Origin of the sequence: Vibrio sp. A8-1 (genome assembly GCF_013048685.1) — a bacterium.
Taxonomy (GTDB): domain Bacteria; phylum Pseudomonadota; class Gammaproteobacteria; order Enterobacterales; family Vibrionaceae; genus Vibrio; species Vibrio metschnikovii.
Window position 1 is genome coordinate 14,765 of the sequence record NZ_VHTC01000020.1, and the last position, 18,279, is coordinate 33,043.

Here is an 18,279-nt window from a genome sequence, read left to right on the forward strand (position 1 = left end):
TAGTCATCGTTCACGTCTCAATTAAGTTAATTATAGGTTGGGCGCCGACCCATTTATCAAGGTCGGCTCACAGGCAATTAATCCACTTCTGCGAGCGTTTTAATTAATTGCACTTCGTTTACGTCATATGGCTGTCCTTGCTCATCAAGCAGATCGTGGAACCATTGACTCGCATAATTGGCATCGTTACGTTTGATTTCCGGCCAAGGAAGGTGTGTTTGGGTTTTCCCTTTCACCAATCCCCATTGATAGCAGCCAATATTCTTCTGTTTGAAGATAGGCAGTTGTTCATGCAAGTACGATTGCGCGTGACGAGCAAGCCACTCAGTACACATCATTGGTCGGTTATATCTTTCAACAATCTCAATAGCTTGATGGAATAGATCGAGTGGTAAGTAAGCATGGAAAGTGATGATGTCTGACAGTTCCATCGCTTTTCGGTCGGTTGGATGTTCATAAATTGGTAAGCTTCGGTCAAGAATGCTTGGGGCATGCCAAGCACCAACCGTGAGTGGTTGAGTTGGGTGTTCTTCACGTGCCCACTCAAACGCTTTTTCCATCAAATCATGACTGAAGGTTTCCATCTCTTCGTCATAAGCTATCTCACCTGTGGTGGTGAAAATCATCCGATTGGTTGGCTCATTATAGAGATCCCAAATAACAATCCGAGGGTCATCTTTATAAGTAGCTATGATGTCGCGGATATAGGCTTCGACATCACCCCACATGGATTTATCCATTACCACATTACGGCCAGGGCTAGCCGCAGCTTGGCTGTTGTGTAAATCAGGTATCGGTGCTTTTTGGGCACCAAGATAGGGATGATCACCAGAGAAACCACAGTCATCCATAGGCGTCATCATTACTTTGATTTGATTGCGTTCGCAGATATCCAGAAAATGCTCAATTCGCGCATGTAAACCGTCACGATCCGCTTGCCAGACAATAAATGGTAAATTAGTACGTAAAGTGTTGTAGCCCACCTCATGTGCCCATGCTAACTCTTGCTCTATTATCTCGGGTGAAAAAGATTCCTCCTGCCACATCTCATTCCAATTTACTGCGGTACGCGGTAAATAGTTAAAACCACGTAACCAACCATGCTCTTTTTGCCATTGCCACGCTTTTTCTTCTGACCATCTTTTCATCTTGATTTCCTTAAAACTAAACCATTAATTAACTAATAATATTAGCTAATATATTTATTAATAATTTTATGACTAGATGATAAGAGAAGAAACGTGGTGGGAGTCACAGCTTTTCAGGCGCTATAAGTTACTTTTGTGATCTTAACCTTTAAAGGATGATCCAAACTTAATCTTTAGCTAATATCTTTAGCTAACGAGATTAAGTGGAAAATCAAAATGGTTAAGAAAATTACCATGGGTGACATAGCAGCAACGGCTGGAGTATCTCAGTCCACTGTATCGCTGGTATTGAATGGCTCAACCTCCGTAAAAATTGCTGAAGCAACCAAACGCAAAGTACTCGAAACCGCAGAGTTGCTGGGTTATAAAAGTAAAAAGGTCGCCCATGCTCTGGGGCGACCAAAAAAAATAGCACTAGTGATCAATGGATTAACTAGCTATGACCCATTTATCGATGCGATCAATACTGCAAGGGAAGAAGCTTGGTCAAATGACTATATTTTAGTGACGTTTAATTACAACCATGATGAGGTGTTGGCCAGTAAGATAGAATCGGAAATCAACAGTGGTGATTATGCAGGCTTAATCTACGCATCAAGTATGACACGAGAGTTGGAGCAGCAAAGGGTTGTAACCTTGCTCCCGACGGTATTGCTAAACTGCACCAACGAGGAAAATACTGAAACACCAAGTATTCTACCCGCCGATATGATTGGAGCTTATAAGGCCGTTTCGCACCTGACAATACAAGGCTATCGTCGCATTGCTATGCTATCTGGTGAAAGCTGGATGTTAGCCAGTAAGCAACGTGCTGATGGTTATCGTCAAGCACTCATTGATGCAGATATTATTCCTAACGCGGATTATCTAGTCGAAGCAAACTGGTCACTAAAAGAAGCCTATCAGCAAACATTAGTACTGATGAACATGAATCCTCGACCAGAAGCGATTTTCTGCAGTAGCGATTATATGGCGATGGGCTGCTATCAAGCGATAGCTGAATTAGGTTTGAAAATTCCACAAGATATCGCCGTAGTCGGTTACGATAATCAACAAATCGCCTCTGAGAGTTTCCCAGCATTGACTTCCGTTGAGCTACCTTACTCTGACATGGGTAAGCTTGCTGTCGAATCACTAATGGCATTGATTGAAAACCAACCCTTACTTACCAATAAACGTAAAGTGGAAGGTGAGCTTATCATTCGGACCTCTTCGGCAAAACTAAAGAAAGTGGGCATCTAGCCCACTATGACAGCCCCAACATTGGAATATCAGTAATACGACAGTGGCAAATGTTAAAGATAACCTCTGTCTATCTTAAAGTGCTATCGTCCTTTCGCCTTATATCCCCGCTCTAAGATCGGGCGAGGGTTTACGACGAGATTGCTAACATTCAAATTGATAAATAGTCCGATGTTGGTAACGTTCCATCGGCATCAATATCCCTCGGTTACGTCCCCATTGTGGCTTGTTTGGGCCATCTGGAAAGTACTGTGTTTCTAAAGCAAGACCATCATAAGATTCATAGATTTTACTTGCACCAGGAGTGCCAGCTAAGAAATTACCCGAATAAAACTGGACGGCTGGTTTTGTGGTTTTAATCGTCATCACCACCTCTTTCTCTGGTGCAATAAGAATCGCGGCGGTAGATATGCCATCGGTCACTTCTGGTTCGAATACGAAGGCGTGATCATAACCACCAGCCATTTTCTGATCCTGCTCAGCAAGAAAGGTTTGACCAATCGGTTTGAGAGCAGTGAAATCAAAGCTGGTACCTAAAACCGACTTCTGCTCACCAAGAGGAATTAACCCCGCATCCGTAGGCAAATAATACTCCGCATGAAGCTGTAAAACGTGATCTAAACTTTTCGCACGGCTTGCCTCACCAGCCAAATTAAAGTAAGCGTGATTGGTTAAATTTACTGGTGATGCTTTGTCCGTCGTCACGTCATAGGAGATAGACAATTCATTGTCATCAGTGAGCTTGTAAGTCACACTAATATCGAGATTACCAGGATAACCTTGGTCACCATCTGGCGATTGAAGCGAATAAACCACATGTTGAATACTTTGTTCCTCGACTTTCCAACGTCGTTTATCAAAGCCATCCAACCCGCCGTGCAGTGAATGGTCACCATTATTGATGCCCGTTTGATACAATTTTCCATCTATCTCGAACTGGCCTTTGGCAATTCGGTTAGCAAAACGACCAACAATAGAACCAAAGTAAGCGCCTTGCTTCATGTGTTCAGCCATATTTGGCGAACGCAATAGCACTTCACGGTTCTCACCATTCACTGGTAGTGTGCAACTCAGCCACGTTGCGCCGATATCCATAAACGATGCGGTCATACCATTCGCGTTAGTAAGATGAACCAAATTTGCGACTTGGCCATCAAACGACGGCGTTTTAGCCATAGCTTGTTCTAGGAGTTCAAAATGTGCGTTCATCAAATACCCTTACAAGACTTCAACTAAGCCAGCACCATCTTTGGCTTGGCACACATAAATTGACGCAGTTAAGCCTGTCGCTGCTTGATATTTTGCTTCAACCGTTGCTTTTACTGCATCGACCAACGCTGGCGGAACGAGAGCAACAATACATCCCCCAAAACCACCACCCGTCATACGTACGCCCCCTTGAACACCAATCACGTCTTTGACCATCTCAACTAAGGTGTCTATTTCTTGTACAGTGATTTCGAAATCATCTCGCATCGATGCGTGTGATTCCGCCATCAACTCCCCCATCCGCTTCATATCGTGCGCCCGAAGAGCCTGAGCAGCAGCCAAAGTACGATCGTTTTCCGTGATGACATGACGAGCACGTTTTGCGATCATTTCATCCAGTTCAGCGATTTTCTCGTTAAACTGCTCAATCGTCACATCACGCAATGCTGCCACACCAAAGATTCGGGCCGCCTCTTCACATTGCTGACGACGAGTGTTGTATTCGCTATCAACCAAACCGCGTTTTTTATTTGAGTTAATGATCATAACCGCCATATCTTCTGGCATCGATACCGCTTCAGTGTCTAGACTACGACAATCTAATAGCATGGCATGATTTTCACGTCCTTCAGCCGAAATCATTTGATCCATGATGCCACAATTACAACCGACAAATTCGTTCTCTGCTTGCTGGCCGTTTAACGCAATGTCTGCTTGACTAATTTCGAGATTGAACAGCACCTTAAACGTTTGACCAATAACTACCTCCAATGCTGCAGATGAACTCAAGCCGGCACCTTGAGGTACGTTGCCACTCACTGAAATATCTGCGCCAGTAAACTGGTATCCGCGAGCCAACAGACACTTCACCACCCCACGAATGTAGTTGGCCCACATTTTGTCTTGTTGGAAGAGAATGTCTTCAGTGATATCAAACTCATCAATCTCGTTACCGTAATCCACTGATACCACGCGCACGAGGTTATCCGTACGCTTTGCTGCCGCCACCATCGTTTGATAATTAATGGCACATGGCAGGACAAAACCATCATTGTAATCGGTATGTTCACCAATTAAATTCACACGACCAGGTGCTTGGACAATATGGCTAGGTGAGTAACCAAACACTTGCGCAAAAGACGCTTTCACATTTTGAATTAGATCAGACATAGTAAATTCTCAAACGGTTTAATTCTCTAATCGCAGCGTAAATCTCAAGCCACGATTATCACATCCCTTAAATAGGTAGAGCTGCAACAAGGCGACAAACGAATTCACTCCGAAAGCATAGATTATTCATATGCAGTTGATTTATTCATTCGTCAGGCAGCCTACAGCTTCAACAATGATCGAAATTATTGTTCTTTATAGTGCACATCACTGACATCGCGTAGACGTTGCGCGGCTTGCTCAGCGGTTAAATCACGCTGGCTTTCTGCTAGCATTTCGTAACCCACCATAAATTTACGAATGGTGGCACTGCGCAACAATGGGGGATAAAACAGCGCATGCAATTGCCAATGTTCGATGTTGGTTCCCGGTTCAAAAAACGGCGCGTAGTGCCAACCCATTGAATAAGGGAAAGAGCATTGGAAAAGATTATCGTAACGACTGGTGAGTTTTTTGATGGCAACAGCAAGATCATCACGTTGTTCACCGCTGAGTTCACTCATACGACGAATATGCGCTTTCGGTAGCAACATCGTTTCGAATGGCCATGCTGCCCAATAAGGTACTACCGCAAGCCAGTGTTCCGTTTCAACGACGGTTCGCGATCCATCAGCTCGTTCAGCCAGTGCATAGTCGACTAACAAGTTAGTGCCATGTTCTTGGTAGTACGCCTTGAGATGATGCTCTTTACGCTCGATTTCATTGGGTAAAAAACTGTTCGCCCAAATTTGACCATGTGGGTGCGGCTGAGAGCAGCCCATTGTCTCGCCTTTATTTTCAAACACTTGAACCCATACGTACTCTTTACCCAAGGTTTCGATTTGCTCGTTCCATGTGTCAATTACGTTGCGAATTTTATTAACGGGTAGCTCTGGCAGCGTTTTGCTATGGTCAGGAGAGAAGCAAATCACTCGACTTAAACCACGGACGCCTTGCGTTTTGAACAGTGGATTGTCCGACTCTGGCGCATCTGGAGAATCCACCATCAATGCAGCAAAGTCGTTACTGAATACGTATGTGTCCTTGTAATCTGGATTGATATCGCCCGAGATACGCTCGTTAGTCGGACAAAGAAAACATTTGTCATCATAATTTGGCAACTCATCAAGCGCTGGCTTTTCGTCAGCACCACTCCAAGGACGTTTTGCACGATGGGGGGAAACCAAAATCCATTGCCCCGTCAACGGGTTGTAACGGCGATGAGGATGATCCACAGGATTAAATTTGATATTTGACATCTGACTTACTCAACTTTTAAAGATTCTTCAAATTGAGCTTCCCAACAGCGTGAGAAGCACAGTAAACAGCAATGTGTTCAATTATGCTAAGAATAGCCATTCGGATTTTTAACTTGCCAGTGCCACGTATCCGCCGTCATTTCAGCTACGTTACGCGTCGCTCTCCAGCTCAATTCACGCGCCGCTTTCTCTGTACTCGCCCAGCACTGAGCAATATCACCCGGACGACGTGGGCATGTTTGATAAGGGATTGGTTTGCCGCAAGCCTCACTGAAAGCGTTAACCATCTCAAGTACGCTAGAACCTTTACCCGTACCTAAGTTGTAAATATGCAACCCCGATTTCTCTCCCACAGACTGAAGTGCCGCAAGATGTCCATCGGCCAAATCCATCACATGAATGTAGTCACGCACACCTGTACCGTCTGGAGTTGGGTAGTCGTTACCAAATAGAGAGAGTTTTTCTCTTCGACCTACCGCGACTTGTGCAATAAACGGCATCAAATTATTGGGAATACCTTGCGGATCCTCCCCCATCAAGCCCGATGGATGTGCGCCGACCGGATTGAAGTAACGCAGCAAGGTAATGCTCCAGTCGTTTTCAGCGTGGAACAGATCACTTAGGCACTGCTCCACCATGTATTTGCTACGACCATATGGATTCGTTGTTGATCCTGTTGGAGAATCTTCGGTGATAGGTACAATGTCTGGGTCACCATACACTGTCGCCGATGAACTGAAGACGAGACTTTTCACTCCGGCTTTACGCATACTACGCGTCAAGACCAATGAACCATTGACGTTATTATCATAATACTCAAGTGGTTTTGCCACCGATTCACCAACTGCTTTGAGGCCCGCAAAGTGAATCACTGCTTGGATATCATGCTGCGTGAAGACCGAATCTAAAAATGCCTCATCACGTATATCACCATGATAAAAGATAGGTTTCTTTCCTGTTAACGCATCAATTCGGTTTAACACTTCCACTTTTGCATTACATAAGTTATCGATGATAATCGGTTCAAGGCCCGCTTCAATCATCTGAACACAAGTATGGCTGCCAATGTAGCCCATCCCACCAGTAATCAAAACACTCATAAACCCTCTTACTCTTCAACGTTGCCTCAATGACATTCAGTCTATCAGTAGAGAGATCTATTTTTCTGTGATAAAAACCTCAAAGTGGTAACGTTTACACAAAATCATTCAAATGAAATAAAATAAACATTTAAATCTTCAATTTTAAAGACCAAAATAGTGGTAACGATAACAATAGAAAGCCAAAAACCAAGATAGGGAGGCAAAAAAAAGCCCGATATGCAATCGGGCTTTCCAGCAAAACAGCACCACCTTTAGAAACCTAACGGTAATCCAAGTGTGAAAAAACCAATCAGTAATACTGTCCAAGAAACTAAGAAGGCAACAGAATAAGGGATCATCATCGCAATCACATCACCAAACGATAGCTCCGGTTTGTACTTACGCATAAAGGCTAAAATAACCCCAGCATAACTCATCATCGGCGTAATAATATTGGTTGATGAATCCGCAACACGATAAGCAGCAGCCACTAAATCTGGCGTCATATTCGGGTTTACTTGATAGAGCATTGGCACAAAAATAGGGCCTAATAGCATCCATTTAGAAGTTAGACCACCCACAAAGAGGTTAATCACCGCAGTGGTCAGCAAGAAACCAACAATCAATAAGATCGGGAATTTTTGCAATCCAAGAGATTGTAAGAAGGTCGCACCAAGATAGGTAATATAAGTGCCAAGACCGGAATAGCTAAGTAAAGCCAAGAAGTTATAGCAGAAAAAGGTCAAGACTAAGATATAGCCCATGGTGTTCATCTGCTTAACCATCGCTTGTACAACGTCTTGCACTTTCTTGAATTTACCGCTCGCTACACCGAAAAACACACCAATAATGGTGAAAACTAAGGCAATCAATAAAATGACATTATTCAGGTACGGCGTCACTTCACGGCCAGAGGCATCGGTATAGGTTGCTAATGGACCAACAATCAGTCCCCACACCATTAATAGCGCAAGAATTAAACCCACTCCTGCAGCGCGTAATCCCTTTTGCTCTTTCTCAGTGACTTTAAAGTCATCTAAATTCAAGTCTTCGGGAAGCTGATAACTCATCTTTTCTAAGCGTGGAGTAACGAAACGTTTCGTCACCCAAGCACCAACAACGGCAAGCAAAATGGTGGAAACAAAAATAAAATAATAATGCATTGTTGCAGGATTAAGCGCCTCTCCCGCCGCATTCACAAACGGGACACCTTGCGCCTCAGCAAAGACTCGGGCATTAACGCCGATGATCACGTCTGAAGGCGTAGCTGGGATCAAGTTGGCACTAAAGCCGGCAGAAACACCCGCAAATGCCGCGCTCATACCGATTAGTGGGTTTTTACCTAAACCAGCGTAAAGCATACCAGCTAAAGGAATTAAGACTAAATAACCAGCATCACTGGCGATCGAACTCATGATCCCTAAAAAGACCAGTAGCAAAGGTAACCAACGATCACTGATTTTAGTGCCAACTCGTTTGATCACGGTGCTCAATAAACCGGAATGCTCGGCAATGCCGACACCAATCATGACGATCAGAATGACACCCAATACACCGCCACCAAAGGCTAGCCAGTTTTGCAATAACGCATTATCAAACACCCAACGCACGTGCTCGGTTGCCAGCATGTTTTTAATGCTATGCGTGGTGCTCGCGCCATCCGCCCCCGTGGTTACAAACTGCACACCGTTCATCACCCCAGTGAGGAGTAAGCAGACAGCAAATAGCACCATAAATATCACAATAGGGTCTGGGATTTTCTGTCCCGCAAGGGCAATAAAACGCAGTACACCACGGCCTTGCGTTGATTCCTTATCCGCGATTTCACTCATTGATTTCTCTATCCTTATGTCATCCATTAATCATTGCCATGCTCAAACTACTTAGCGAAACACTCTATATCGACCTCAATCATCACTATATATGAGGAAAAATAGCCATGGTTTACGCTACCATCACAGTAAGTAGAAAGAGAGTAAGCTGAATTATTGCGATGAGCTGAGTGGCTATCTCAATAGACAAATGGTGGCTATTGTCCATCAGCTCAGCATATATCACCAAGTCAATTGCATTCAGCTTGGTAATGCTGCCGCAGAGTAAATCAAAAGTTAATGGGACATTTCAAGTACTATCGACCAATAAAGGGTAGAAAAGCTTAAAAATTAGCACTGATATCATTATTTGTTGAAGAATCAGATAAAAAGAAAGGAGAAAGAGTCAGTATCGGGCTTAACTTTTGTACCGAATGATCCTCTTCAATAGTGGCTCGATTAACGTTGAATCGTCTAGTTAACGATTTAGGGTGTTCTGAATGGCAGGCACTATCGCTCGTCGATGACCTAATGCGTGACGACTAAAAACGGCGCAGCCATAACTAGGCACTGCGCCGCGGGTTTATCTCACAAACCATAAACACGTTGTGATTATTAACCTTTACTATCTGCCTGCCCTTGGGGGTTGGTCACAGAAAGGGTTTTACCTTGGAGCTCTTTAGGTAAAGCAAGCGTGAACGATTCCCACATCGGCATACGGCGGCACATATCTTGTTTAACGCGTATCACTGATACCGTTGCTGCTTGTCGATGAATTGAATCGATTTGTAGCGCAAAATGATCCGCTTGACTGCATCCATTACCTAGCGCTTCAAAGGCGATATGATTGGGGTTGACTTGATAACTCAGTAGAGGAATTTTATCTCCAACCACTGGGTCAGTTGCTGCACTCTCAGCGCCGCTGCAAGCGCTCAATATGAATACTAATAATGTACTGAATACGACTCTTATCACAATCTCACTCCTTTACGAAAACGTAACCAACCGAGTAAGCCTAACCCAAATAAAGACCAACCGATACTGCCGCCTGAGCCGGAAGAAGAAGGCAAGGCTGGTTTATCACGTTCAAACACCAAGAAAAGCGATAATTCATCATTCAAGCGGTCAGTCGTCACCACTAACTGTTGTACCTCGCGAATATCATCCAGTTGAGTAAACAGTTTTTTTGAGGTTGAGGTTAGATGGATACTACAGCTATTAGAAGGTTCCAAAATCGCATCAAGACAAGTATTGGTTGTTATGGTGAGTTTGGAATCAGGCTCAAGTTCTATGTCAACAATAGATAATGCCGTATCAGAGGTATTCTCTATAACAAGCTCTTCTTCTACGGTTGGTTGAGTGACTTTACGATAAGTATATTGGGTATAACTGATACCCGATTCTTTTATCTCAGCGATCCAATCTTGAAAATAAGCAACATTAGCATAAACCCCATAGGCGTTTGGCTGAGCACAGCCGTCTCCCCAACTCACCACACCCACCTGCTCAATGCCACCATTATGGCTGTACACTAATGGACCACCGCTATCCCCTTGACAAGAATCTTTTCCACCTTCCAAAAAGCCAGCACATATATCACTATCTGTAATATTGTTATAGCGCTTACCTAAATTCTGACAACTTGAACGCGGCACATAAGGTAAGTTAACTTGATGCAAGATATTAGGATAACTATTTATCTTTGTGGTTAGTTTCCCCCAGCCTATCACCGTTAACATAGTTCTTTCTGATATCTCGTTGTTCTTATACCCTGTCGCCAACTTAACGGTTGGTAAATTTGGTTGGCTAATCAACTCAATCAAAGCAATATCCTTGACATGAGTGAGCCTGTTATAAGCAGGGTGAATATAGATAGCCCTCACTTCTTCGGCTTGACCTTGTGTACTGGATTTCGATAAATCGTAAATACCAATATGCACATGAAAATCATGGCTTCTTTTATTATCTATACAATGAGCTGCGGTTAAAACAAATCCTTGCCCAATATAACTCGCCCCACAAAACTGTCCTTTATAAGTATTAATTGCATTGTTTTTGACTAATGCAGTCATAAAAGGCCAATCATTTTCTGATGACTTTTCACCACCAATAATACGGAGAGATAACTCATCGAATCGATCATATCGACTTGCTGTTTCTGCGTTGACGTGAAACGGTAAAGCTGTGCTCAAGAGCCAAAGATATATCATCTTACGCATTTATGTACTCCACAATCATGTAATTGACTATATAGCGTGATTTCCCCAACCAATCAACGACAGAACCATTATTAGCCCCAAAACATAGCTTTCACCTATCAATAGGATAGACACAAGCAATTTTCCTTTATCAACTCAAAGTGGGAATATACTTACCGAGCGCAACACATTGCGAAATCAAAAACTTACAGAAAAGGAAAGTAAAGAATGATTAACACTCAAATCAAACCATTTAGCGCAACTGCATACAAAAACGGTGAATTCGTAGAAATCACAGAAAAAGACGTTCTCGGTAAATGGGCCGTGTTCTTCTTCTATCCAGCTGACTTCACGTTTGTTTGTCCAACAGAACTTGGTGACCTTGCTGATCACTATGAAGAGTTACAAAAACGCGGCGTTGAAGTGTTCTCAGTTTCTACTGACACTCATTTCACTCACAAAGCATGGCACGACAGTTCTGACACGATCGGCAAAATCAACTACTACATGGTCGGTGACCAAACTGGCAACATCACCAACAACTTCGGTGTGATGCGTGAAGGTCAAGGCCTAGCAGACCGCGCTACTTTCGTTATCGATCCAGAAGGTGTTATCCAAGCGATGGAAATCACCGCTGAAGGCATTGGCCGTGATGCACAAGACCTAATGCGTAAGATCAAGGCGGCTCAGTATGTAGCTTCTCACCCAGGTGAAGTGTGCCCTGCAAAATGGAAAGAAGGTGAAGAAACGCTAGCGCCATCTTTAGACCTTGTAGGCAAAATCTAATTCTAATTAACGCTGATAGCGAACCTGTGGTGTTAAACCACATCCGCAAGCACAGACGTTAATCGATTAAGAGCAGGCTGGGTGTTTTACTCTGACGACCTAAATGCCTAGCTTGCTCTCTCTTAAAAACATTCATCCAGAGTGGCCATTTTTTTCAACGTATTCGACAAGGTGTTTCTATGTTAGACCAAGCGATTAAACAACAATTAAAACAATATCTCAGTAATCTGAAACAAGACGTCCGTTTAGTGGTCAGCCTCGATGAAAGTAAAGCAGCGCAAGATATTCTAGCTCTGGCTAATGAAATTGCTGAACTCAGCCCATTAGTTTCGGTCGAGCGTGACGATAATGCCAGTGCGCGTAAACCTATTATGACGGTCAGTAACCCAGAGAAAGCAACCCAATTAAGTTTTGCTGGTGTGCCTATGGGCCATGAATTTACTTCTTTAGTTCTTGCCCTGCTTCACTCTGGCGGCCATCCAATGAAACTGGAGCCAGAAGTCATTGAGCAAATTGCCCAGTTAGACAAAACATTAGACGTAGAGATTTTTATTTCACTGTCTTGCCAAAACTGCCCCGATGTCGTGCAGGCGTTCAATATGATGTCGGCAATTAATCCTGATATTCGCACCACGATGATCGATGGCGCTCTATTCCAAGATGAAGTCAAACAGCGCGACATTATGGCGGTGCCAAGCGTATTCGTAAACGGCGAGCTGTTTGGCCAAGGACGCATGAGTCTAACTGAAATTTTGCATAAGTTAGACGATGGCGCCGCCGAAAAAGCAGCGGCCAGCCTCAATGAGAAAGCCCCTTACGACGTATTGGTTGTTGGCGGTGGTCCAGCCGGTGCAGCAGCAGCGATTTACGCGGCTCGTAAAGGCATTCGCACCGGTATTGTTGCTCAGCGTCTTGGTGGTCAAGTCATGGATACCATGGCTATCGAAAACTTTATCTCGGTCAAACATACTGAAGGTCCGAAGCTTACCGCTAACCTAACTGAGCATTTAAAAGAGTACGGCGTTGATATTATTACTGAACAGCAAGCCGATAAATTAATGGGCGCAGAATTTACCGATGATGGACGTATTCATGTCGGTTTACAAAGCGGTGCTAGCCTTAAAAGTCGCAGCGTGATTTTAAGCCCAGGTGCTCGCTGGCGTGAAATGAACGTACCAGGAGAGCAAGAATATCGCAATAAAGGCGTGGCTTACTGCCCACACTGTGACGGCCCATTATTTAAAGGCAAAAGAACCGCAGTGATCGGTGGTGGTAACTCAGGTATTGAAGCGGCGATTGACTTAGCGGGTATCGTTGAGCATGTTACGGTACTGGAGTTTGCTGATACTTTGCGCGCAGACCAAGTATTGATCAACAAAGCTAACTCATTGCCAAACGTTGATATCATCACGATGGCGCAAACTACTGAAGTGATCGGTGACGGTACCCGAGTGACCGGATTGAACTACAAAGATCGTCATACTGATGAAATTAAACACATTGAATTGTCGGGGATCTTTGTGCAAATCGGTTTAGTACCGAACACTGAGTGGCTGAAAGATTCAGCGGTTAACTTATCACCGCGTGGTGAAATTGAAATCGGTAGTCGTGGTGAAACCAGCCTTGAGGGGGTATTTGCTGCTGGTGATGCAACAACGGTCCCTTATAAACAAATCATCATTGCGATGGGCGAAGGAGCTAAAGCCAGCTTAGGCGCTTTTGATTACTTGATTCGCCAACAGAACTAATCTTGGCTTAACATAACCAATATGACTCTTACGACGCGGCTGACTCCTTTTCTAGGTCGCTGTCGTGAGAGTCTTTTTTTGTTATGAATTCAATAGCGATGTGGCTTTTAGTCTAATTTTTAGCAGAAAAGCTCAGCATCAACCTTTACCAACTGCTAGTCATGCTGATGATACGAACAAAATCTCCGCGCTTAGCGCTTTATTGATACGTTTAGGTTGACATTTCAGCGTAACTTTTTAGCATGAGGTTTTTCCTTGATGAGAAATTTTTCATGTCAGACACGACTCAAACTGAAGCACCGATCGTTAATTTGGATACCGTATCCCCTGAACTGCGTCAGGTGATTGAATTTGACCAAGTACCCGAGCAAATGTACAACATGGTGGCTTCAATTCATGAAGTCTCAGAAGAGGTCGTTAGAGAAGCATGGAATAGCCTTCCTGCTAGTGCGCAAAACATTCTTGATAACTTTGAGCAGTTCCATGCACTGATCTCAGTAAGCCAAGCGTTTGCAGGCGTCAATGTAATGGAAGAGTTTCCGACACTAAAATTACCTAAAGACATGAGTGAGCAAGACAAAGAAGAGTACCGCGCCGAATTGCTCGATCAAGTCTTACATAACTGTGTTAAAGACATGGTCAAACAAATCAAAAAAGCCCGTCGTGATCCTATTTTAAAACGTGATTTTAAAGACGTGTTTGTTAAATAGTTCAATAACCATTGATACCTAGCTCGCCGTTATCTAACCGTAATCGCGAGCTTTTTTATTTTCTAAACACTCACGTTATTTCGCTTCACCTATAGACCATCCCTAATAGCCTGTTGTCATCCCTCCTGGTTTCTTTTATTTCGTCGTTATCGACATACCCTATACTCATCTAATAAGCCGTTTCTCCTATCGTTAATATAAATAAACGCGCAATAGAGCGTTCAATTACCAATAAACACCTTCAAACGCGCATTAAATATGATCCATATCAAAAAATCACACGTAACAACTGCCAATCTTGACCATTTAATGGTTTCATACGAACATTAAAAGACAAAAACGAACACAAAGGCCATCAAAATGAAACAACAGCACAGTTCAACGCAATTTAACGAACACCAAGTGTTAGATATTATCGTGGTGGGTGGCGGCATTAATGGTGCCGGCATCGCCGCCGACGCCGCTGGGCGTGGTTTAAAAGTCGGGCTCTATGAAGCACAAGATTTTGCCAGCGCTACCTCGTCAGCCAGCTCAAAGCTAATCCACGGTGGCCTACGTTATCTCGAACATTATGAGTTTCGTTTAGTGAGTGAAGCATTAGCTGAACGCGAAGTCTTACTTAAAAAAGCACCGCACATTGTCACGCCGATGCGTTTTCGTCTTCCTCATCGCCCGTTTCTTCGCCCGGCATGGATGATTCGTGCGGGTCTATTCCTGTATGACAATTTAGGCAAACGCACTTCACTGCCGGGGAGTAAAAAAGTCGCCTTGCAGGCAGGCAGCGTAATGAAACCTGAAATGTCGGTCGGTTTTGAATATTCTGATTGTTGGGTAGACGACGCTCGATTGGTGATACTGAATGCGATGCAAGCTAAAGAGCTCGGCTCGGAAGTGATCAATTATTGCCGAGTAGAAAAAGCCACTCGTGAACATGATATCTGGTCTGTTACGCTCTTTGATGAGCGAACGCAAACCCGTTTTGTGCGTAAAAGCCATGCCTTAGTCAATGCTACCGGACCTTGGGTTAAGCAATTTTTAGATAACAATATCCAAATCGACTCGCCCTATGGCATTCGTCTTATCAAAGGCTCACACATCATTGTGCCAAAAATTCACGATGAGCCGCAGTCTTATATCTTGCAAAATGAAGATAAGCGTATCGTATTTGTTATCCCTTATTTGGGTAAGTATTCAATGATCGGCACCACAGACGTTGAGTATAAAGGCGATCCAAGACAAGTCACGATTTCAGCAGAAGAGCGTCAGTACCTGATTGATATCGTCAATAAGCATTTTGCGAAAGAGATCGCTGTCAGTGATATCGTCTCTGAGTTTAGCGGTGTGCGGCCTTTATGTGATGATGAATCAGACTCACCACAAGCGATTACTCGTGATTACACCTTATCTCTCGACCAAGACGGTGATGAAGCTCCGCTACTGTCGATTTTTGGTGGTAAGCTGACCACCTATCGTAAATTGGCCGAATCAGCAATGAAGCAGCTTGCGCCCTTCTTCCCACAGATGAAACCAAGTTGGACAGCACAATCTGCTTTACCGGGCGGGGAAGCCTTTGCACGCGATAAGCTACTGGCCAAACTGCAACAACAGCTGCCATTTGTCAATCAAGCAATGTTAGAGCGCTGGGTCACTAACTATGGTACGCGCTGTAATACCATGCTTGATGGCGTGCAAAACCAAGCGGATTTAGGTATTCAATTTAGTGATGACTTGTATCAAATCGAAGTCGATTATTTGATTGAACATGAGTATGCACAGCAAGCGGATGATATCTTCTGGCGTCGTACTAAATTAGGTATCGATCACGATGTGACCTGTGTTGAACAAATCACACAATATTTAGCCGCTAAGGCAGAGGCAGACACTAGCCAACGGGCCGTTGGTTAAGCCCCTTCAATACAGACAACCATGATTGAACCACCGCCTTACGCGGTGGTTTTTTTATGCGATGAATTTATTTACTGTTCCGAAGGACGTAACTGCTCTAACTGCTTCTTAAACAGTGCTGGCATGGTGTATAAAAGCAGTAAGCGAATGGCATGATTGACCATCACAAAAGCGGGTTCTAAACCGAGTAGTAACGCCACCGCGGTCATCGCTTCAACACTACCGGGCACCCAAGATAACAGTAACACTAACCAACTCATACCCAATAGATTGGCAGCAATCCAAGATACGCCTACGGCAACCATTAAGCCAATCAGGGTGACTATCACCCCAGCTTTAGAATAAGAAGCCGCTTCACGCAATGTCGTTTCTGCCAAACGCACGCCAATTAACACTCCCAATAACGCGGTAGCAAATAGCACCAAATTGATCGGTACCGCAAAAGAAAATGTAGGGACGAAACTATTAAAGGCAGCAGCGATCAATAATGAGGCCAACATATAGGGGGCGGGAATACCCAGCTTTATCGAGAGTTTGCCACAAAGCATACTTAGGCCAACAATAGCCCCTAAAATTAACCATTGTTCACTGCCCATCAACGGGTGACTAACCGCGATACGGGTACCATTAAGGGAAATGACCCCCGCTAATAGGATTAAAATAATTAACCGAACTGAATGAGCATAAACCACTTTACTCGATGGCTTACTCCCCGACTCACTGATCACCAGTATCGCCGCCATCGCACCGGGAATGGCGCCCAATAATGCTTCAAACGGGTGCCAACCTTCCCGTTTATGTAGCCACCAAAAACCGCCGCCCGTCTGTAACAGTAGACAGACCATTAATCCAGCCACTACCGAGACATTCAGGGTTTGCCCTAACTCAATCAGCGAAATCGTCGCCCCAACACTGATCCCCAATATCACCTGCACAAACATCAACAGACTTTTTGGTAAATTCAATGTTATCTGCGCTTGCTTACGCAATAGCACCACCACGATAGCCGCGATAAATAACTCGCTTAACGGCAAGGAAAAAAAGCTTCCCACTAACATGGAGCACAAAGCAATTAGGGTAATCACCACTAGGTTAAAGCTTATTATTCGAGTGCACATACTGACTCCCACTTCACAGATAACACCGCCTATCACACGGCCATGCTTGGATGAAAACGGCTCCAGCTCACAATCAACACCCCAGCGAAAGCTAGCCAAATCAAAGTCGATAAACTCAATGTCCAAAGCAAAGAGAAGTGATAGCTAAAATAATAAATCGCTAATAGATAGGCGGCATAAGGGATCAAGGAATAGAGGCCGAATAAAGCCGTGATACGCAGGTCAGCCATCGTGCGCTCAGCGCCAATAATATAATGCGCAATCAAAGCGAAAGTCGGAAACAGTGGTACTAAACCAGCAATGAAAAAACTTTTACTCTTCGAGAGAAGAGCAATAATCAACACCGCTACTGCGCCCAGTAAGCATTTCAAAAACAGAGCCAGCATGGCATTCCTCTCTCATTTCAACGCGTTGCTTACTATAACCAGTTGTTACAAGATGTAAAGATTAAGTTCTCAACCCGTGAAAATCGACAGTTACACTTGAAAAGCTTTTAATTCAATCACGTTGCCTTCTGGATCTTCAATATAAATCGAACGCCCAAAACCTTGTGCGCCATAACGAGTGTCAAAATCAGAATGCGGAATCTCGTGCTGATCAAGAAACGCTAATAAAGCCGCCTCTTCGAGTGGAGAGACTTGCAGGCAAATATGCTCAACATTTCGGCCATCTTGTTGCGGCGCTTTACCGCCTAATTTACCCAGCTCACTATCAACAGTAACGATATCAATTAAAGCTGAACCAGCTCGTAGCTGAATCAATCCCACTTCATCGGGTAAAGTGCGTACTATCGGACAACCAAGCACGGTGCCATAAAAATAGAGCATCTTATCTAACTGAGTGGTGCGTAATACCACATGATCCAAACCATGGATGGTTAACATTATCTTCTCCTTATTACTATGTGTATTGGT

Annotated in this window: 16 protein-coding genes; 5 read left to right on the plus strand and 11 right to left on the minus strand. The window is 43.9% G+C overall.

Annotation, left to right across the window (positions count from 1 at the left end; all coding sequences use genetic code 11):
• Nucleotides 1-77 precede the first annotated feature (77 nt).
• On the minus strand, nt 78-1,148 hold the full coding sequence (locus tag FKN93_RS11670) for a cellulase family glycosylhydrolase (RefSeq protein ID WP_170905146.1): 1,071 nt from the start codon (nt 1,146-1,148) through the stop codon (nt 78-80).
• A 216-nt stretch (nt 1,149-1,364) separates the two neighbouring features.
• Between FKN93_RS11670 and FKN93_RS11675 the strand changes: the two genes are divergently transcribed.
• Entirely contained in the window at nt 1,365-2,390 is a 1,026-nt protein-coding gene (locus tag FKN93_RS11675) for a LacI family DNA-binding transcriptional regulator (RefSeq protein ID WP_170905147.1), read from the plus strand.
• A 144-nt stretch (nt 2,391-2,534) separates the two neighbouring features.
• On the opposite strand, the gene galM is transcribed toward FKN93_RS11675, so the two are convergent.
• The 7 genes from galM to FKN93_RS11710 all read right to left on the minus strand — a co-directional run bounded on the left by galM (nt 2,535) and on the right by FKN93_RS11710 (nt 11,119).
• Nucleotides 2,535-3,599 (minus strand): galactose-1-epimerase, encoded by a 1,065-nt coding sequence (gene galM, locus FKN93_RS11680; RefSeq protein WP_170905148.1) that lies wholly within the window; start codon nt 3,597-3,599, stop codon nt 2,535-2,537.
• A 9-nt stretch (nt 3,600-3,608) separates the two neighbouring features.
• Nucleotides 3,609-4,769, minus strand: coding sequence for a galactokinase (gene galK / locus FKN93_RS11685; RefSeq protein ID WP_170905149.1), 1,161 nt, complete (start codon nt 4,767-4,769; stop codon nt 3,609-3,611).
• A gap of 185 nt (nt 4,770-4,954) precedes the next feature.
• A complete protein-coding gene (locus FKN93_RS11690) occupies nt 4,955-6,007 on the minus strand; it encodes a UDP-glucose--hexose-1-phosphate uridylyltransferase (RefSeq protein WP_170905150.1) in 1,053 nt (350 codons plus the stop codon).
• Nucleotides 6,008-6,093: 86 nt separating this feature from the next.
• A complete protein-coding gene (gene galE / locus FKN93_RS11695) occupies nt 6,094-7,107 on the minus strand; it encodes a UDP-glucose 4-epimerase GalE (RefSeq protein ID WP_154171134.1) in 1,014 nt (337 codons plus the stop codon).
• Nucleotides 7,108-7,361: 254 nt separating this feature from the next.
• Nucleotides 7,362-8,921, minus strand: a complete 1,560-nt coding sequence (locus FKN93_RS11700) for an AbgT family transporter (protein ID WP_154171135.1) — start codon at nt 8,919-8,921, stop codon at nt 7,362-7,364.
• A 594-nt stretch (nt 8,922-9,515) separates the two neighbouring features.
• Entirely contained in the window at nt 9,516-9,875 is a 360-nt protein-coding gene (locus tag FKN93_RS11705) for a hypothetical protein (protein WP_050782746.1), read from the minus strand.
• Nucleotides 9,872-11,119, minus strand: a complete 1,248-nt coding sequence (locus FKN93_RS11710; RefSeq protein ID WP_170905151.1) for a serine protease — start codon at nt 11,117-11,119, stop codon at nt 9,872-9,874. Before FKN93_RS11710 ends, FKN93_RS11705 begins: the two co-directional genes overlap by 4 nt.
• Nucleotides 11,120-11,326: 207 nt before the next feature.
• Here FKN93_RS11710 and ahpC point away from each other — a divergent pair, with 207 nt between their 5' ends.
• The 4 genes from ahpC to glpD all read left to right on the plus strand — a co-directional run bounded on the left by ahpC (nt 11,327) and on the right by glpD (nt 16,247).
• Nucleotides 11,327-11,884 (plus strand): alkyl hydroperoxide reductase subunit C, encoded by a 558-nt coding sequence (gene ahpC, locus FKN93_RS11715; RefSeq protein WP_004396579.1) that lies wholly within the window; start codon nt 11,327-11,329, stop codon nt 11,882-11,884.
• A gap of 179 nt (nt 11,885-12,063) precedes the next feature.
• Complete coding sequence (gene ahpF, locus FKN93_RS11720; RefSeq protein WP_170905152.1) at nt 12,064-13,632, plus strand: alkyl hydroperoxide reductase subunit F; 1,569 nt, start codon at nt 12,064-12,066, stop codon at nt 13,630-13,632.
• Between the two features lie 272 nt (nt 13,633-13,904).
• Nucleotides 13,905-14,342, plus strand: coding sequence for a DUF3069 domain-containing protein (locus FKN93_RS11725; protein WP_004396583.1), 438 nt, complete (start codon nt 13,905-13,907; stop codon nt 14,340-14,342).
• 360 nt (nt 14,343-14,702) lie between these two features.
• Nucleotides 14,703-16,247, plus strand: coding sequence for a glycerol-3-phosphate dehydrogenase (gene glpD, locus FKN93_RS11730; RefSeq protein WP_170905153.1), 1,545 nt, complete (start codon nt 14,703-14,705; stop codon nt 16,245-16,247).
• A gap of 71 nt (nt 16,248-16,318) precedes the next feature.
• Here glpD and FKN93_RS11735 read toward each other — a convergent pair whose 3' ends face one another.
• The 3 genes from FKN93_RS11735 to FKN93_RS11745 all read right to left on the minus strand — a co-directional run bounded on the left by FKN93_RS11735 (nt 16,319) and on the right by FKN93_RS11745 (nt 18,249).
• Entirely contained in the window at nt 16,319-17,365 is a 1,047-nt protein-coding gene (locus tag FKN93_RS11735; RefSeq protein ID WP_170905154.1) for an AbrB family transcriptional regulator, read from the minus strand.
• Between the two features lie 32 nt (nt 17,366-17,397).
• On the minus strand, nt 17,398-17,751 hold the full coding sequence (locus tag FKN93_RS11740; protein WP_158137435.1) for a GlpM family protein: 354 nt from the start codon (nt 17,749-17,751) through the stop codon (nt 17,398-17,400).
• Nucleotides 17,752-17,841: 90 nt separating this feature from the next.
• Nucleotides 17,842-18,249, minus strand: a complete 408-nt coding sequence (locus tag FKN93_RS11745; RefSeq protein ID WP_170905155.1) for a VOC family protein — start codon at nt 18,247-18,249, stop codon at nt 17,842-17,844.
• Nucleotides 18,250-18,279: the final 30 nt, after the last annotated feature.

Coding starts and splice junctions, on each gene's coding strand:
- FKN93_RS11670 (WP_170905146.1), bottom strand. CDS start 1,148: ATGAAAAGATGGTCAGAAGAAAAAGCGTGGCAATGGCAAAAAGAGCAT.
- FKN93_RS11675 (WP_170905147.1), top strand. CDS start 1,365: ATGGTTAAGAAAATTACCATGGGTGACATAGCAGCAACGGCTGGAGTA.
- galM (WP_170905148.1), bottom strand. CDS start 3,599: ATGAACGCACATTTTGAACTCCTAGAACAAGCTATGGCTAAAACGCCG.
- galK (WP_170905149.1), bottom strand. CDS start 4,769: ATGTCTGATCTAATTCAAAATGTGAAAGCGTCTTTTGCGCAAGTGTTT.
- FKN93_RS11690 (WP_170905150.1), bottom strand. CDS start 6,007: ATGTCAAATATCAAATTTAATCCTGTGGATCATCCTCATCGCCGTTAC.
- galE (WP_154171134.1), bottom strand. CDS start 7,107: ATGAGTGTTTTGATTACTGGTGGGATGGGCTACATTGGCAGCCATACT.
- FKN93_RS11700 (WP_154171135.1), bottom strand. CDS start 8,921: ATGAGTGAAATCGCGGATAAGGAATCAACGCAAGGCCGTGGTGTACTG.
- FKN93_RS11710 (WP_170905151.1), bottom strand. CDS start 11,119: ATGCGTAAGATGATATATCTTTGGCTCTTGAGCACAGCTTTACCGTTT.
- ahpC (WP_004396579.1), top strand. CDS start 11,327: ATGATTAACACTCAAATCAAACCATTTAGCGCAACTGCATACAAAAAC.
- ahpF (WP_170905152.1), top strand. CDS start 12,064: ATGTTAGACCAAGCGATTAAACAACAATTAAAACAATATCTCAGTAAT.
- FKN93_RS11725 (WP_004396583.1), top strand. CDS start 13,905: ATGTCAGACACGACTCAAACTGAAGCACCGATCGTTAATTTGGATACC.
- glpD (WP_170905153.1), top strand. CDS start 14,703: ATGAAACAACAGCACAGTTCAACGCAATTTAACGAACACCAAGTGTTA.
- FKN93_RS11735 (WP_170905154.1), bottom strand. CDS start 17,365: ATGTGCACTCGAATAATAAGCTTTAACCTAGTGGTGATTACCCTAATT.
- FKN93_RS11740 (WP_158137435.1), bottom strand. CDS start 17,751: ATGCTGGCTCTGTTTTTGAAATGCTTACTGGGCGCAGTAGCGGTGTTG.
- FKN93_RS11745 (WP_170905155.1), bottom strand. CDS start 18,249: ATGTTAACCATCCATGGTTTGGATCATGTGGTATTACGCACCACTCAG.